Annotated in this window: 14 protein-coding genes; 3 read left to right on the top strand and 11 right to left on the bottom strand. The window is 49.1% G+C overall.

The annotated features are described in order from the left end of the window. Positions 1-65: 65 nt before the first annotated feature. The 5 genes from COW20_21845 to COW20_21825 form a co-directional block, all read right to left on the bottom strand. The gene (locus COW20_21845) at positions 66-2,792 is read right to left on the bottom strand and encodes a hypothetical protein (GenBank protein PIW45002.1); all 2,727 of its coding nucleotides are present in this window, start codon (positions 2,790-2,792) and stop codon (positions 66-68) included. Positions 2,793-3,004: 212 nt separating this feature from the next. Beyond that, entirely contained in the window at positions 3,005-4,732 is a 1,728-nt protein-coding gene (locus COW20_21840; GenBank protein ID PIW45001.1) for a glycoside hydrolase, read from the bottom strand. A gap of 79 nt (positions 4,733-4,811) precedes the next feature. After that, positions 4,812-5,189: a hypothetical protein gene (locus tag COW20_21835; protein ID PIW45000.1), complete on the bottom strand. Its 378-nt coding sequence runs from the start codon at positions 5,187-5,189 to the stop codon at positions 4,812-4,814. Next, positions 5,189-5,584: a hypothetical protein gene (locus COW20_21830; protein PIW44999.1), complete on the bottom strand. Its 396-nt coding sequence runs from the start codon at positions 5,582-5,584 to the stop codon at positions 5,189-5,191. Before COW20_21830 ends, COW20_21835 begins: the two co-directional genes overlap by 1 nt. 5 nt (positions 5,585-5,589) lie before the next feature. Further along, a complete protein-coding gene (locus tag COW20_21825; protein PIW44998.1) occupies positions 5,590-5,814 on the bottom strand; it encodes a hypothetical protein in 225 nt (74 codons plus the stop codon). A 70-nt stretch (positions 5,815-5,884) separates the two neighbouring features. Here COW20_21825 and COW20_21820 point away from each other — a divergent pair, with 70 nt between their 5' ends. Together COW20_21820 and COW20_21815 are read left to right on the top strand one after the other, a co-directional pair. Beyond that, complete coding sequence (locus COW20_21820) at positions 5,885-7,042, top strand: hypothetical protein (GenBank protein ID PIW44997.1); 1,158 nt, start codon at positions 5,885-5,887, stop codon at positions 7,040-7,042. Between the two features lie 20 nt (positions 7,043-7,062). Beyond that, positions 7,063-8,952, top strand: a complete 1,890-nt coding sequence (locus COW20_21815) for a hypothetical protein (GenBank protein ID PIW44996.1) — start codon at positions 7,063-7,065, stop codon at positions 8,950-8,952. Positions 8,953-8,999: 47 nt separating this feature from the next. Here the strand turns inward: COW20_21815 and COW20_21810 are convergent, their stop codons facing one another. From COW20_21810 to COW20_21795, 4 genes are all read right to left on the bottom strand, one after another. Continuing rightward, positions 9,000-9,191: a hypothetical protein gene (locus COW20_21810; GenBank protein ID PIW44995.1), complete on the bottom strand. Its 192-nt coding sequence runs from the start codon at positions 9,189-9,191 to the stop codon at positions 9,000-9,002. A gap of 645 nt (positions 9,192-9,836) precedes the next feature. Continuing rightward, positions 9,837-10,577, bottom strand: a complete 741-nt coding sequence (locus COW20_21805) for a hypothetical protein (GenBank protein PIW44994.1) — start codon at positions 10,575-10,577, stop codon at positions 9,837-9,839. Positions 10,578-10,889: 312 nt separating this feature from the next. Beyond that, positions 10,890-11,480 carry a hypothetical protein gene (locus tag COW20_21800; protein ID PIW44993.1) on the bottom strand — a complete coding sequence of 197 codons (591 nt, stop codon included), beginning with the start codon at positions 11,478-11,480 and terminating at the stop codon, positions 10,890-10,892. Between the two features lie 31 nt (positions 11,481-11,511). Further along, entirely contained in the window at positions 11,512-13,302 is a 1,791-nt protein-coding gene (locus COW20_21795; GenBank protein PIW44992.1) for a hypothetical protein, read from the bottom strand. Positions 13,303-13,648: 346 nt separating this feature from the next. Here COW20_21795 and COW20_21790 point away from each other — a divergent pair, with 346 nt between their 5' ends. Next, a complete protein-coding gene (locus COW20_21790) occupies positions 13,649-14,278 on the top strand; it encodes a hypothetical protein (protein PIW44991.1) in 630 nt (209 codons plus the stop codon). 65 nt (positions 14,279-14,343) lie between these two features. Here COW20_21790 and COW20_21785 read toward each other — a convergent pair whose 3' ends face one another. Together COW20_21785 and COW20_21780 are read right to left on the bottom strand one after the other, a co-directional pair. Next, entirely contained in the window at positions 14,344-16,698 is a 2,355-nt protein-coding gene (locus tag COW20_21785) for a DNA internalization-related competence protein ComEC/Rec2 (protein ID PIW44990.1), read from the bottom strand. Further along, a complete protein-coding gene (locus tag COW20_21780; protein ID PIW44989.1) occupies positions 16,695-17,324 on the bottom strand; it encodes a hypothetical protein in 630 nt (209 codons plus the stop codon). Before COW20_21780 ends, COW20_21785 begins: the two co-directional genes overlap by 4 nt. Positions 17,325-17,436: the final 112 nt, after the last annotated feature.

The following is a 17,436-nucleotide window of genomic DNA, read 5'->3' as shown; positions in this document are numbered from 1 at the left end:
GGCAAAACAGCGCTGAGCAGAAAGTGATTGCACTTTTCGCTCAGCGCTGAAGAGGAGCTGGGGGGTTAGTCGGTCAGCTTGAAAGGAATCTTGCGCTGATCGAGTTCCTCGACATTGATTCCGGCGGCTTTGAGACCTTTTTCAAGTTTGCCGTTTTGAATCCAGCCCGTGCCAAAGAAGGGGGTACTCTTATTGGCCATGTCTTTGACCCAGGAGTTGCTGTCTTTTTTGAGCTTGGCAAGGCTTGCTGCTGAGGCTTTCTGGGTTTTGGCGGGCGCGTAACGCACTTCCCATTTGGAACTGCTGGCCAGGGCATCTCCCACGGCGGCATTGGCGTTGGGGTGAAAGCCTGCCAAGAATTGGCTCTGGCTGTCATTGCCCTTGGCAATATTGAGCAGGGCTGTAGCAGGGGTGCTGCTGTTGCGGGCCAAATCCTTGTGGGTGACAGGGTCTTTGGAGATGGCTTCCAGCGCCAGTGCAGGGGTGCGCGTGTCTTGCGCCAGGCTGGTTTTGCTGGCCGCATTGAGGGGTTGACCCAGCACGGTGCGCATCATGTCTGGCGTGGCTTTGGTGTTGCGGATAATCGCCAGGCGTTGGGCGTCATTCTCGGCTTCGCTGGCGACACGGCTCAGGACGGGCGCAGGGGTTTGGGTGTTCTTGGCCAGATTGAGTCGGGCTTCGGCTCCCAGGCCTTTGTCCAGAATGGTTTTGTGCAGATTGGCGGGCACACTGCTATTGAGCAGCAGGCGTTCCTGAACCCCATCATTTTCAGCTTTTTCCGCCAGCAGAGCCAGCGCCAGTTGCGGTGTGCGCTCATTGCCTGCCAGGGTCAGTTGCAGGGATTCACCCAAGGGTTGGGCCATGACCGCACGCAGGGTCTTTTCATTGCCATTGGGATGATAAATCAGGCGCTGACGGGCAGCATCTGTGGTGGTTTGGCTGCTGAGCTGCTCAAGGGTTTCGGTGGGCGTGCGGCTATCCTCCAGCAATTGCTGGGTGATTTCAGGGCTCAGCCCTTTGTCCAAGACCTGTTTGCGCACATTGGGGGTCAAATTGGGGCTGCGCAGGACGGCCAAACGCACATTCACCTCTTCATCCCCTGCGAGCTTGAGCAGGGTTTTTTCGGAGCTGTTGCGGTGAACTGCAACACTGCCGCGAATGGCAGGATCTTTGTCTGTGGCCAGGTTGGCCAGGGTGCTGGCAGGGGTGCTGCCATTGGTGGCCACCGTCCGGCGTACGCCGGATTCCTTGTCCTGGGCCAGGCCAGCCAGGGTATCGGCCTGATGGGTGCGGCTGGCAATCGTTTGACGAATCTCTGCTGAGCTATCCTGGGCCAGGAAAGACAGTTGATCTTCGCTGCTGGTGCGTTGGGCGATGGCCATGCGAATACTGCCTTCACGATCTTCAAGCAGGCGGTCGAAGATTTCGGGGCTGGCGTTGCGGTGGTTGACCACGGCCAGTCGGGTGGCGGGGTTGGGGTCTTGAGTCAGGGTTGCCAGGGCCCGGCTGGGCGTATTGCTATTTTTGACGACCGCACTGCGGACATTGGCGTCACTGTCGGCAGCCAGATAGACGAGCATGGCTTCGGTGGCGCGGGGATGGGCGGCGACTCCGGCGCGAATCCGGCTGTCGCTGTCGGAACCCATTTCTGACAAAACTGAGGCGTCGGTATTGCGGTGGGCCAGTACCGAGAGTTGAATGCTGGAATCGGGGTCTTTGGCCAAACGGCGCAGAACATGGGTGGGCAAATCATCACGCTGAACAAGGGTTCGACGTACATTGCTGTTGGCATCACCTGCCAGACTTTCCATGACTTCCTGGGGCAGGCGGGCATGGCCAGCGACCCGCAGGCGAATATCGCCGCTGGGGTCATGGGCCAGACGGCGCAGGGCATCACTGGGCAAATCTTTGCGGCGTGAAACCAGATCTCTGACCTGTAAATCCTGGTCGCCAGCCAGTTGGGTCAGGGTATAGGCTGAGGTTGCGCCATTGGCAGCAACCTGAGCACGAATCTCAGGGTAACGGTCCCGTGCCAGTTGATCCAGGGTGGCTTGGGGGGTATAGCGATTGCCTGCGACAGCCGCACGCACACGGGGGCTGTCGTCGTAAGCGAGTTCATGCAGTCGGCCACTGTCGTAGGTATTTTCGGCGCTGCGGTAGCGATCTTCTTCGGTTTCAACTGGCACGACGGGTTGCGTATTGTTTTGGCCCGGTTGGGGCTTAAACGGATCGACGCCGACTGCGCCCCCTGTGCCGGAGCCAGGTTGGGGCTTAAAGGGATCTACCCCGCTGGGAGAGCCATTGTTGCCATTGCCGGGTTTGGGTTTGAAGGGGTCGACACCGGCATTGCCACCACTTGTGCCATTGCCGGGTTTGGGTTGATTGGGCTGGGGTTTGAAGGGATCTGTGCTGGCGGGAATTTCTTTGGCGACCAGATCTTTGGCTTCATCCACCCATTTCTGAACGGTGGTTGCCGAATATTTTTCCTTGGTGATGCCCAATTTTTGATTGGTTTCGTTGAGCGAGGCTGCCAGATGTTCAGGATTGCGCCGGGCCAGTTCTTTGAGGCTGCTCACCCCTACTTTTTCAAGCAGTTCAGCGCGTTTTGCGCCAATCGCGGAGTGCTTGCCGATCAGGTCGTTCTGGCTGGCATTGAAACCATCTCCTTCTTTCAGGCCGCTGGCGGGCGTGCTGCCCGAGGGTTTGGTTTTAAAAGGATCCGGTGCGCTGGTGGGGGAGGTAGCAGGTTTGCTTTTGAAAGGATCGGTGGATACGGGCTTGTTGACTTGCATTTCAAAACGTCTCCAGGAAAAATCATTCCCTTTTATTATCTCATATTGAAAAACGAAAAAACATCCCTGACAAGGTTAAATTCTGACGTCTTTTACAGTTTTTTAAGGCTTTGGGATTGAAATGCGCGTGGGGGAAGCTGAGTCTGTCTGTGGCGAGAAGTGCTTGGGTTTGGTGCTCCCGACAGAGAAACTCTCTGCCGGGAGGAACTGCTCTAGCTGTGATAATACTCATTGGCAGGTTGCATGGTACTGATCGGTGTACTCAAATGCCTGAGCTGGGGAGCGGGGTTGTCGATTTGGTTCTCGACGGGGATTTGCAGCCATTCAGGCACTTCCTGTTCGAGCAGCAGATAGACCTCTTCAAGGTAGCGCCGGAAGGCAGCATCAAAAAGGTGGTCATGGGCACTGTTATGGCCTTCTCCAAACCACCAGAACCAATCACTGCCTTCGGCGATATAGATGCACTCCCACGCTTTGGCGCGGGTTTCTGGATCGATGCTGTCTTGGTTCTGAACCAGAAAATCGCGGGTGGTTTTGAGAAAATCCCAAGCCAGATTTTTGGTGGGATCGCCAATCCAGGTGCGAAAATCTGAGCCGATCCAGGAACCGCTGTGCAGGGTATCGAGGGCCTGTTGGGGCGGGAAACGGTCCAGATAATCTGAAACGGTGACGCATTCCAGGCTCTGATCTTTTTCCAGCAGGCTGTAAAGGGTATTGAGAAAATGGTGGCCGTCTTCGTGGTAGTATTCCCAGCAATTTTCGCCATCCAGAGCAATGGTGAGCAGATAGGGATAGGGCTCTTTCTGGCTCAGATTGGTTTGAATCCCTTTGATATGCTGGTAAAGATGGTGGGCATTGCGCTCATTGTCGCCTTTCCAGCAGTTAAAGCCAATTTGATCTGAGATAAAAATATCCCTGAAGACCAGATTCAGGGCTTGTCCTTCGACCTGCACCTGATAGGGCCGGTAGAGATATTCACTTAAATTGAGAATATGCTGGCTGTTGCGGTGGGGTTGTACGCCCAGGGTATGCCAGAGAATGCCTTCGCTGCTGGCGGCCCAGCTAAAGCCCTCTTCGGCGATGCGGGCCACAATTTCAGGGCTCAGGCTCTGTTCCGAAGGCCAGACCCCACGGGGAGTCTGGCCAAAACAATGGGTAAAGAAATCCCGGCCTTTGTGCAGTTGGGCGATGGCGTCTTCTGGGTGCAGGTAGTGCTGCTCGGGCAGGCGCAGATGGGGGCGGGCTTCCAGGGCTGAGGTGCTGTCGGTCAGCAGGGGCAGAATGGGGTGGTAATAGGGCGAAGTGGTCAATTCAATCTGGCCGGAAGCCTGCAGGCGTTTATAGGTGGGGAAAATTTCCTGAATCAGGCTTTGGTGGGCAGCCAAAAGTGTTTTGCGCTCTTCTGAACTGAAGCCCTGGCCTTTTTCTTCAAGGGCACGCAATTCGGGCCTTTGGCGGCGCACAACCGGGTCAATCCAGGCCAGGTTGAACCAAACGGTCAGATCCATGAACTCCTGATCGCTGAAATGTTCTGCGACCTGGTAATAATTTTGGTAGTGGTGAAAGAGGGTTGTGCGTTTTTCGGCCAGTTCCAGATAACGGGGATAGGGGCGAACCATCTGATCCCAGTTCAGGTCAAAGAAATTATGCAGAATTTCTTCTTTTTCATCGTTGCTGAGTTCGGCAACAGGAATCCGGCTCAGGTTGAGATAGCGGTCTTCGGCGTTCCCGTCGGCGTAATCTTGAAGTTGCTCCAAAAGCGAGGGCACCAGGTTAAAGGTCTGACGGATCCGAGGGTAATTCTCCAGAATGGTGGCCATGTCGAGATAGTCTTTGACCCCATGCAGGCGTACCCAGGGCATCATATAATACTGGCTTTCAGGGTCTCGGTAGAGGGGTTGGTGCATATGCCAGATAAAGGCGATATAAAGCGGTTGCATCAGCAGCTATCCTTGATTGTTTTGGGGAACCAGCACTGATTCTAGCGGAAGAAAGGTCCGGGTGTCAAAGCTTTGGGGCTTAGCGACAGACAATTTCGAGGGTCAGATGCCAATGGCTTTCGCTCAACTGGGCCTGAACTGAAATGCAGTCGGCTTCGGGGTGTGCTTGGGCCTGCAAGATTTCGCGCAGGCTTTCACGCGCCTGCTCACGCGCCTGCTCACGCAACTGCGCTTCGCTTTGCCCAGCGCTTTGGGGCAGATTGAACTCTACCTTTTTGAGCAATTGGCTGAGATGGCCACTGTTTTCTGGCCAGTGTTCACTTTGCAGGGCTTCGATCTGGGGCCAGGTTTTACGCAGTTGGTTTTCCAGGCTGTCGGGGGTGGGCGACGATTCTGGGGTGGGTTGCAAATGCAGACAGGCACTGAGTAAAAAACTGAGCATCAGACAAGATTTCATTAACCGCAGGCCGTATCCAGCACGATTTCGCGCAGAGGATCGCTTAGGCCGGTAAAATGCACTTCGCGCCCGGTCTCAACCGAGAGACATTCCAATTGTTCGAACTGAAATTCTTGCATCAGCTGCCGGAAGCGCCCCAGCACAGGTGCTGTGGATTGGTTGGCGGGCCAATACAAACGGATTTGTGAAATGCCGAGATAGGCTTTGTTATTGACCTTGCCCGCCTGATAATGGATTGAGAAATAGGCGTCTGGTGCTTCAGGAAACGTTGCTCTTACGCGCTGCAAGACACGGCTGACATCGCGGTAGGGGTAATTGCGCTCAACCTCTTCGGGTGTTTGTACTGAAGCACAGGCGCTCAAGAGCAGGAGAAGCCAATATTTTTGCAGGCGCATGGGGGCTAACGCTGGATATCTGCGTCTTCAGGATGGGCGTTGACGGTTTTGATGGCGTATTGCAGTGCAAAGAGCACATCTTCTTCAGCGAGTTGGGGATATTTGCGCACAATTTCATGGATGGTTTTGCGTTGCAGAAATTCGTTTAAAATCATTTCAAGAGACAGGCGAATTCCGCCCAAATAGGGCTTACCATTCAGAAAATTTGAATCACTGATGACGTGGCGCATGGTAAAGGCAGTAGTATCTCTTTTTTGTGCTGGTATATAATTATAGCATGAATACAAATTGGGCCCAAAAATGAGTTCGCAGGCACTTCAGAGAACCGTCCAGCCTTTGGCGTGTGTTGGCACGCCCTTTGAGCGTGGTAAAACCCAGGGCAAGGAACTTCAACGTTCTCTGGGTTTGTGTTTTAACGCTTTTTTTCAGTCAGAAACCTTTGGGCTTTTAAAGCCCCGTTGGCTGCCACAGAATTGGGCGGTTTCGCTGGCTTCGTGGCAGGCCAGGCGGCAGTTCCTGCCGTTTTTGCGCAAGGCTTACCCCGCTTATCTTGAGCAGATGGAAGGCCTGGCTGCAGGCAGTGGTTTGCCTTTGAACCGTTTCGCCTTTGTCTGTGCGGCCGAAATTTTATTGGCTTCCGTCGATTTTCAGTTGGGAGCCTGTTCTTCTTTGGCGATTCCCGCTGCTTTTTCAGCCACAGAAGAACCTGTTCTGGTCAAGAATTTTGATTATCCTTTTTTCCTGCGCACTTCCAATCTGGTTCGTAAAACCGTTCCCAGTGAAGGGTTTGCCTCGCTGGACCTGACCCTGATGCCGCTGACAGGCTGCCATACGGGCCTCAATCAGGCCGGTGTCGCCATCACCTATAACTATGGCTATGGCCAAACCCAGCCCGAAGACTGGATTCCGATCTCGATTCGGGTACAAGAAGCTTTGCGCACCTGCGAAACCGCCCGTCAGGCAGTGGATTTTTTCAAAGACGGCAAGCAGGCCGGGGGCGCGATCATGACGATTCTCGATGCCCAGGGAGAAATGTTTCTGCTCGAAATTTCATCGGGAGTGGTGGAGTTTAAACAGGTGCAACAGAATCTGTTAATTGCCACCAACCATTACCAAACCTCGGGCTTGGTTCCCCACGATATTCCCGTCAATGCCTATTATTCCCATAAAAAGAGTGTGCCAGAGCTGGCGGGTAAACGTGTACACGAATCTTCAGAAGCTCGTTTTGACCGGCTCTACGAATTGACCGGCACCCGTATTCAGTTTCATGAAGAAGATCTCAAGGCCTATTTGAGTGACCATCACCGTTTGGGGATTGGCAATGACAATACCCTCTGCCGACATGGTGATTATTTTGAAACGACCTGTTCGGTCGTGATCAAGCCCCGCAGTGGCGAAATTCAAGTTTCTCTGGGCAATCCCTGCGAAGAATCCTATCAGACCTACCGTCTGAATTGAGTACAGAAAGGCCGATTGAAGTGAAAGAAACCGTGCTGGCTCAATTATTTGCAGACCAGAATCCTATTCCCCTGTATTGTATTCATCCCACGCCCCAATGGGCCCCCCTGGCTTTGGGCCTGATTCTGGGCTATGCAGCAGAACATCTTGACCCGCAGCGTTTTGATACGGCCCCCCGTTTTGCGGCTACCCGTGAAGAGCTGCAAGCTTTAATGGCCGTCCATGGCCCGGGAATCTGCCTTTTTTCAAACTATATGTGGACCCGCCCCGACAATCTTGAGATTTCGCGTTGGGTCAAAGCGCATTCTCCCCAGTCGCTGACCATTCATGGGGGCCCGGATACCCCTGCCTATTTTGAAACCTGTAAAACCTTTCTGCAGGAGCACCCCGAAGTGGATTTTGCGGTGCATGGCGAAGGCGAAGTGACGATTACCGAACTGCTGGAGTTTTGGGCTGAAACCCCTGTCTTGCCAGAAAAAATTCCAGGGCTGGGGTTTTTAGTGGGTGAGCAGTTGGTCAAAACCGCCGCACGGGCCCGTGCTGAAAACCCCAATCTCTATCCCTCGCCCTATCTCAATGGTATTTTTGAAAGCCTCGATTATTCACAGTGGAGTTCTGCCGCGTTGGAAACCAACCGTGGTTGCCCCTATGGCTGCACTTTCTGTGATTGGGGCTCAGCCACCCTGCAAAAGATCAGACTTTATGATCTTGAGCGTGTCAAAGCTGAAATTGAATGGCTGGGGCAGCATAAAATTTCTGAATTTTGGATTACCGATGCCAATTTTGGCATTTTTGAACGCGATGTTGAAATCACCCGCTTTATCTGTCAGGCCAAAGAAACATATGGCTATCCTGTTCGGGTTGTGACCAATTATGCCAAGAACACCAAAAAGCATCTGGTGGATATTATTGAAATCCTGATTGACGCGGGCCTGCTCAGCAGCGGCATTGTCTCTCTGCAATCCCGCGATGAAGCCACGCTGAAGGCCGTAAACCGCACCAATATTAAAACCAGCGAATACGATAAACTGCGCAAAACCTTTGAAGACAAGCATTTGCCCCTCAGTACCCAGCTCATGATTGGTCTGCCGGGCAGCACCTGTGCGTCCTTTAAGCAGGATTTGCGTTTTTGTTTTTATCAGGATATTGAAGTGCAGATTTTTCGCACCGTGGTTTTGCCCAACAGCCCCATGGCTGACCCTGACTATCTGAATCAATGGCAGATCCAATACGACTCAACAGGCATGCTTTTGTCGACCCGTGATATTTCGGATGCAGATATGCGCCAGATTGAACAGATTGCCCGTCTTTTCCGCTGTACCCATGCCTATGGCATGCTCAAATACTGGCAGTCCTGGCTGGATTGGGAATATGGCCTGGATCCGATTGATTATCTTGACCAGCTTTTGCTGGATATTCCCCAGTTAGAGGGCTATACCTGGCTGCCGGGTCTTTACGATGCCTATTCTCCTGCCCATGACGTGATCAATACGCATTTTGAATTGCGTGAAAGCTTACGCAGTGCCAACGCTTGGGGTGCTTTTTATGCCGAATTGAAACGCTATACCCTGGCCCGTTATCCCCAGGTGCAGGAAGATGCGCAAATGGACATGCTGCTGCTGATTCAAGCAGCGCTGATGCCGGGTGAAGGACGAAGTTTTCCTGTGCAATTGTCTTTGCCCCATGACTTCAATGCCTATTACCAGGCCAAACGTCTCGATGCGACAGCTCCAGCTTTGCTGAGCTACGGCCCTGCCCAGCTTGAAATTGAAGATCCGCTGGGGTTGTGCCAGGAGCATGTGCGCAGGGGGTACCGGGTCAAGGGGCGTCCTTCTTCGGTTTGGGAGCTGCAAAGTGATTTGATGGGGGCTTCACGGGAATTGGCCCACAGTATGCGTCATCACGCCTGATACGGGGCTGCTGGGTTTTCTTAAAGTGATTTTCGTTAGCATCTAGTTTAACTGGGTGTTGGGTTTGGTTCAGTGGGTTTGGATAAATGAAGTGTGATATCTTTTTCCGAGCAATTTTTAAATTCCGCCCCACAACTGGGGTTTAATTCAAAATTTAATTCAAACATTTTTTGCTCTAAAATCTTACCCTGAAGGCTTCTAACAATGACTTCAAATTGATTTGATTGAAACTGATTCACTGTATATTTAGTAAAATTCACTTGTCTGTACGATGGATAGGGAGTAACTGTGGGTAAGGGGGGGATTCTTCCAGACAAAGGCGAAGGAGATGAAGATGGTGTGCTCGGGGATGGTTCCAATTTTATATGTTCTCCTTCACAATTTCCTCTAGGCTCAGGATCAAATAGTTGAATGTTTTGAGGTGAAAGTTCACATTTTCTAATGAAATTTTCTTTGTCACTTTTGATCTCAATTTCAATATCTTCCCTTATTGGTGGGTCAAAGTGAATGGTTAAGATTGGTCCCGTACAATTGCCACAACGAGCATTGCGTAAGTTTGGATTACAACTTACGAGGGAAAGCAGGAATACTCCAACTAAAAAAGGTTGAAATGTTTTTAGTTTCAAGTTAAAAGTTCCTTTTTGTTTTGTTCTTAAACAATTACTCAAACTTATCCTACTTGTCAAACTGATCTTTACCCAATTGCGTGGAGAGATAGTAAGGCCTCTCCAGCGACTGTGATTCGGTTGGAGAAAAACCAAGGCCGGATTCAGCCCGCTACGTTACAACGGATTCAGGATACTCTGGGGATTTCTCTGCGGGTGGAGGAGTGTTTTTAGCAATATTGCCAATGATTAAAATTTTGAGGGGCAGCAAAACAAATTTTATTGAATAGGATATCCTAGGGAAACGACTTCCTCTTTAACTTTTTCCCAATCAGCATTTGGATTCATTGAACGAGCCATTTTTTCACTAATGGGTTGATGAGCATAGACCTGTTGGATAACGTTTAGGTCAAAGCTTTCTATTACATCTGGAGTGTAAAAATTCTCATCAACCTCTTCTTTAAATGTTTCTGGCTGACCATCAAAACAATTAAGAAAATAGGCTGAACCATCAATATAATCGATAAACCAGGGATAGTCCGGCAAAGAATTGAGTCCCAGTTTTTGAGTATCTTTAGATAAAAAAGGGAAATTAGTATTCGCTGTTTCCCATTGATGAAGAGTTGGGTTATACCAAATACAGAATGTTGCTGCATCCAATAATTGTTTACCAGCAAAATCATAGAGTGGTATTAAATTATGCGGTATTTTTGATCTCATGTTTTTGAGAAGATCGTAATACCCATCAGAAAGAGCCGATTCATGAGCAAAGCCTAAAAATAAGGCTTCACTTTTATTTTCCCCAAACACAAGTAATCCGTCATCTCCTGAATTGTTTGTCATAAACAAAAATGCTGAACTGATCTCATCCTTGTGCATTAGATTAAAAAATCTAAAGGCAGGATCTACTTCTATCAATACATGCAAGACTGCCATAGCAAGTGACAAATCATGAATTTTAGAAGGGTTCATTAAACCCTTTAGATTGCGTGTAGAATAGAATTTTTTTAAATCTGGCATAAATCTTTATTCTTTATGGATTTGGATAATTGGATTTGTAGCGATTACAGAGCTTTACAATAACTTTAGCATTTTCGAACTTGTTTGATCTGACCTTTACCTGATTGCTTGGTCAGAGAGTAAGGCCTTTCCTGCGACTGTGATTCGGTTGGAGAAAAATCAAGGCCAGATTCAGCCCTCTACTTTAAAACGGATTCAGGACACACTCGGGATTTCTCTGAGACAGGAAGAATTGGCTTCGCTTTAGTAGTAATTCAATCTTCTGAAAGTATGATGCTGATACAAAAATTAATTCTTCTATAATATTAAGTTTTACTTAGCATAGTAGTTTAATAACGAGTCCCAATTGACTCTCAGAAAGCGCTGCTCTGCAGATGGAAGGCCTAAATCTCCATGTAATTGAATATAAGCAAGAACCTCTTCTTTACTTAATTTATGTTCTTCGGCCTTATCACACATAGCGTTATATATTTCCCCATCCACTCTTTCCAAATAAAAACAATCAAAATCGGGGTAAACAACCTGTTGATGTTCTTCATGCCAACTGATGACTGGAGACTCTCCTGCCTCATTGACCTGACTAGTATCTAAAACATGCTGAAAATCACTCTCCTGACCAATCAAAACGTACTCATCAGGTAGATCTTCATAGTTTCTGAGGTCATAGGTGACAAAGACAGAGCTGGTTTCTTTAAGTCTCCCATCTTCAGTCAATTCAACACCAAAAATAGGGGTATGAGTATTGAGGTGGATATGCTCCAGGTAGTATCTGTAAGTCGGAGGAAAAACCATCTCCAGTTCTTCTTCAGCAGCCTGGATAGCTGAGAGCGGACATTTTTTATCCCCCGCTCCCAGAATCCGTTTTTCAAGTTCAAAAGCTTTAATTAATCGCTCAATACTCATAGAAATTCTCTTCCATGATTTTTATTTATATTTAGGGTGAGCAGCTAACTGAAGACTCGCCTTCAGTCAATTGTTTTGCTCTTAATCGCCAGTATTTTGAAGTTAATCTATTAAAACTATCATGATGAATCGTGCTTACATTATTTGGATGAGAGACTTGTTGGTGGATCACTGTTGAAATTTCAATAAAAGGTCCATTGGGGTCTTGATTAAAATGGTGAATTTGAACAGTAAGTCCTTTATCTCTTTTATCACTAAGCCCACTGGCATCGCAAGGGGCATAGCCAGCCCTCATCCAATCAATATTTGTTCTGGTTTGATATATATTTACATCGGGCTTGTAGCAAGATGCATTCAATTCTCCCATTACCTTTTCATCCTGATAAAATATTGCTGGATCTGGCTGAGCGTTTACGCCATGACCTTCATACGACCGGCCTTGAGCTGTTGTATAAGACCTAATAATATTACCATCTTTTCCTATGAGATCAATTGGCTGGCTTCCTGTAAGTTTTCTAAAGCATCCAGGGGCGTCAGGATTATTAACCCCCTTACCTGAACCATTTTCTGGGTAGCAATCCCCTATAATACAATTAATGATTGTTTGGGCAAGAGTTTCGTTATCTCCAGCGATTTCAAGCATTCCTTCAAAGGATGTTGCTTCGCTTACAAGAGTATCCAGTTTCCCAGCTTTCTGTGAGTAGTCTAGATCAAGAGGGCGTTTTTCTTGTAATAGTGAAGAGATAAGCTCTCCTTTAGTGTTTGAACTTATCTGTGAGGGTGGGGCTTTTTTAATTTTCTCAAGTCGAACATTAAGTGCTGCAATGTCTTGTTCTAACTGATTTACTTCGACAGTAAGAGCCGCAATCTTTTCGTTCGCTAGTTCAAGATTTTTTTGAACACTATCACGCATTTCTTCCAAGGCTTCAATAATTCCATCAAGTAAAATCCTATCGCTAGAATTGGCTTTTATATTAAAACCTTCATTAAGTAAACTAAGTTTATTTAATGGTTCAGAGTTTCCTGTAAGCTGTTCATATTTTCTTGCAAGTTCATTAACACTATTCAGAAGAGCATTGATATCTTCTCGCTTGAAGTTATCACAAACTTTAGATTTACAAACTTCTTCTGGATTCCAGATCGGTGGAGTTGGTGTTGGACTCGGGGTTCCTCCACCATTACCTCCCCCTCCACTATTACCGCCCCCTCCTCCAGATGAGGGAGAAGGAGAGGGCGTCGGAGAAGGTGAAGGGCTGGCTGTGATGGGACCACATGTTGCAGGAGCTGGCCGTCCATTATTTAAGAGAACATTATAGGTATATTGATTGCCTACTTCGTCTTGCATATTAATAATATATTGACCATCGTACCCTTGAAGGTCAGGAACATAACCAAAACCAGCTGAGAAGGGATTACTTGTTTCACCAGTATCGTAGATATAGATGGTGGATGGTAAAAATTCGCTTTGACAGGTCAACGTACGATTAAGTGTCGCTTTAATAACTGTCGTAGATCCTAAGAGAAAATACCCTCTAAATAACCAATAAGGGCTACTTGCTGCAGAACCAGCAGTCCCGTTGAGAAGTGAGGGGGAGGAGGCAAATGCTTGAGTTTTGAAACTAGGAACAGGTAATTCTGTAGAGTCTACACTACCCTTAGAAATAGAAGTGGGTTTAAGCAAGAAATTTGAGGTTTGAATTTTTTCTGTTTGAACAGTTAGATTTTGAACAGGTGTGTTTTGAGTATTTTGAGGAACACAAGCTCCTAAAAATAAGCTGGTGGCCAAGATTAAATTTAAACCTACAGAATATTTGTTTTTCATGCCCAGAGATGTTCCCTTCAAAAATTGGCGATTTGTGATTGAAAGAATGTAAAACGATATAAAAATTCAAAACACATACATGTTTATAGCATTAAGAAATTAATCTGTCTGTCACCCACTGGGTGACACCGGATTTTGCTTTTTTGAGGGGTGTTTTTTATGTCGCTTGAACAAAATCAATGACCTTGAAAGCTATTATTCACAAGTGTTCTATGGTTTTTTTAAAAAAGTGAAAACTCAGATTTTTAGGTCTATTTTTCAGATGTAAAGTAATATTAATTTTTCGTTTCATCTAGAGAAATAGTATGTAAAGTTATGTATCACCTTGGGCAGAGTTACAGAAAAAATGCGTCAAGAAATTACGGTTGTACTTGTTGATGATGACCTGAATACCTTAAATCTCTTGGAAAATTGGCTTACCCACAGTTGTGAGTTGCCTTATGGTTTCAAGATTTTGGGCAAAGCAAGACTTGGGAGTCAAGCGATTGAAATCCTTAAAACTCACTCCCCAGACTTACTGATCCTTGATTTGCAGCTCCCGGATATGAATGGCATGGAGATTGCTCTGTTTGCAAAGGATCTACCCGCACCCCCTCGGATTCTTCTGTTTAGTGGTTATGATGATTGGCTAGAGTGGAAAGACACAGCCCATCACCCTATTCAAGGTTACATGTTGAAGGGAACCACTTTGGATCAACTGGAAGAGGCCTTGGATAAAATACTCAAGGGTGGAATTTGCTGGGATCCCTCGGTCTATGTGCAGATGCATCAAAAGAGCAGAGCGTCTTCAGAGCAAGAACACTGGAAGCGTCAATTGAGTACACGAGAACTTGATATTTTGAGTTTGCTCAGAAAGGGCCATAAGCAAGCGCAAATCGCCAGTGAACTCAACCTGAGCATTAACACGGTTAAAACTTATCTCAGACGCATTGCTAAAAAAGCAGACTGTCAAAGGCTTGATGAGTTGAAAAATTAGACTTTATTGATAAATTCTATGCACCTATCTGGTTTGGTGATTCGTTAAGAACGCTTTGCCAGTCTTCATTTCTGAACCGAGCCTATCTGATAACTTTTTCCCTGGCTGCAAACACAGACCGCGCCCTGCTGATCGGTGCGCCAGACCCTGCTTCCCTGCTGTGCATAACGCTCAAGAATCGCTTTGACCGGGTGCCCAAATTGATTGCCCACCCCCACAGAAACAATGCCCTCCCGTGGGGCGACAGCGGCAATAAACTTGGATTGCGAAGAAGTATCGCTGCCGTGGTGGGGAATTTTGTAGATATCACTTTTGAGGTTTAAACCCGAGGCCAGCAGAGCGTTTTCTGCTTCTTTTTCAATATCCCCGGCAAATAAAAAGCGCAGGTTTTGGTGACGCATCTGCACCACCAGCGACTGGTTATTGGGGCCATGTGAGTGGTCTTCGCCCGCTTCTGTCTGGCCCTGCCAGAAGATCAGCTCCAAATCAGGGGCCAGCACAAGTTTTTCGCCCTGCTTGGGAAAGTGCAGGGGAAGATGGTGGCTTTGAATTTTACGCAGCAGAGCCAGATAGCTATCTGAAGCGGGGCTTTCTGCCGGAGCCCAGAACTGCTCGATGGGCAGACTGTCCAGCAGGCCTGAAAAGCCTCCGGCATGATCCTGGTGAGCATGGCTGATCAGGGCGTGGTTGATACGGGCAATGCCCCGGCGTTTGAGATAGGGCAAAATATGACGCAGACCGGCATCCCAAACCTTTCCCTCTTTTTCCTGGCGGGGGCCGGCATCGATTAAAACAGTTTGGCCTTTGTATTCAATTAAAATGCCATCGCCCTGGCCCACATAGAGATAGGTGACACGCAGGGGGCAACCCTGTTGTTCTTTGAGCAGGTTCGCACCGCTCAAGAGCGGCAGCAGCAGAAGCGAAACCAGTAAAATTGGCGGGCATTGTTTTTTATGCAGCCAGGGTAGAATCAGCAGGCAGCTTAAACAGAGCAGAACCTGAAATCCGCTGGGATACAGGCCACTCAAACTGGGCAGGGGCAAGGCTGCTAAAAAGACCACCCCATTCAGAAACAGGCCTGTGCTGAAGCTGATCAGCGGTGCCAGCCAGCTCCAAAGGGTGGGCAGACAGAGCCCCAGCCCCATGCCTGCCAGACTCATCCAGGTCAGCAGACTGACAAAAAGACTGGCCCAAAGATTGGCGGGAATAATCAGCGGCGAAACCTCGCCAAAGTGATAGAGCTGTACGGGCAAAACCCAGGCTTGGGCGGTGAGCAGCGCCCCCAGGGTTTGGGCCAGGGGCAGGGGTAAAAAGTCGAGCTTGGCCTCGGCCCACTGGGCTCCCCAGATCAGGCCCAGCGTGGCCAGCACCGAAAATTGAAAACCCACTTCAAACAGCATTTGGGGGCGCCAGACCAGCAAAAGTCCCGCACCCAGAATCAAGGCCTGCAGCGCGTGTATCCGACGGAAACAGCTCCAGGCGATCAGCCCCAGGCAGCCCACCAGGCCGGCTCTCAAAACCGAGGGGGTAAAACCGGTAAGGGCCATATACAGAAAAATCCAAACGGCCCCCAGTGGAGCACTCATGCGCCGGGAAAGGCGCAGCAGGCGTGAGATTCCCAGCCAGGCCAAAAGCAGCAGTTGCACCTGAAAACCTGAAACTGCAAGGACATGCTGCAAACCAGCCTTGCGAAAGCGTTCTTTCAGAGCTTCTGGAACCGAAGCAGCCTCTTCTCCTAAGATCAGGCTGCCCAAGAGAGCGGCGTGCTCAGAGGGCAAAGAACGGGCAAAACCGGTATACAGCTTTTGGCGCAAGCGGTGCAGCAAAAAGGGAGGGGAAACAGGCGACGGTTGTTTCAAAATTTTTAGTTCCCGCGCTCGAAACAGGCTGAAGACCCCTTGTCGGGCCAGATAATCGCGGTAAGAAAAATCGCCAAAATTTAAGGCCGGTAAAGGACGGTCGAGTGAGCCCGTGACTTGAATTTCGCTGCCGGGGGCAGGTGGCTCTGGGGCCTGTGCACCGTGTGCCTGAAGCGCTTGTTGAACCTGCACCTGACCCGAAACCTTGAGAGTCTGACCTTTCAGCTTCAATTGATGGGCTTTCAGGCGCAGTGAAAGTTTGCCCTCGCTGCTGCGGGCACTGAGCACCCGGCCTGAAAGGGAGATCTGTTTTGCGGGGGCATAAAGCACAGGGTCTTGGGCGCTGGGGTGGGGGGTGCGAAACACAGCCCATGAAAACCCCAGCAGGCTGCAGAACAGGCAGAGCAAACTGAGTTTGAGCCAGAAGCGCTGATACTTTCCCCACAGGGCCAGCAAAAGGCCAAGTATCATCAAACTGCCGACTTGGGCCTGCATCGGCCAGGCCGAAATTCCAATGCCCAGGGCAAAGGCCAAAAGGGGGAAAATCACGCTGGGATTCATTTAAAATACCTGCGCAGTTCTTTCAGGCGTTTTTTGCCAATGCCTTTGACCTGGGTGAGTTCATCCACACTTGAAAATTCACCATGTGCCTTGCGCCAGGCGAGAATACGTTGGGCCATTTTGGGGCCAACCCCCGGCAAACTTTCAAGCTCGGCGGCGGTGGCCCGGTTCAGATCCAGTTTGCGTACAGGGCTGGCTTGGCTGGATGAGGCCTTGTGACGGTTTCGGGTGGTTTTTTTACGCGATTTGGGTGCGGGTTCGTCAGCGCTTGTCTCGGCGGAGGGAGCCGGGGGCTGAGCTGCCGGAATTTTCACTTCTCCCTGTTCGGGTACACGTGTTTCCAGCAGTTTTTGAGACACTTCGGCCTCGGGGGTCAGGCCACCTGCGATTTGGATCAGGTCATAGACCAAAGACCCCTTGGGAATGCGGTACAGGCCTGGTTTTTTGATGGCCCCTGAGATCAACACTTGGGTACCGGGTTGAAGCACGGTGGCGGGTTGCACCGAAGCCAACTCGGTTTTTTCATGGGCTTCAGAAGCAGGAAAAAACCAGGGTTCGATCCAAATCCAACCAAAAGCAATAAATGTGGCAGTAAGCAGTGAAAGTAAAAACCAACGCCAGGGCATCAGCAAATCTCCTTTGAACAAATCTGTGTATGGAGATCAGCATAGCCGCTGAACTGAAAAAGCTTAATTGGCGCCTTCTTGACGCTTTAAGAACACTTTTTTGACATGAAAA

It is taken from the genome of bacterium (Candidatus Blackallbacteria) CG13_big_fil_rev_8_21_14_2_50_49_14, assembly GCA_002783405.1.
In the GTDB taxonomy this organism is placed as follows: Bacteria; Cyanobacteriota; Sericytochromatia; order UBA7694; family UBA7694.
This window is presented reverse-complemented; position numbering and strand designations above follow the sequence as displayed.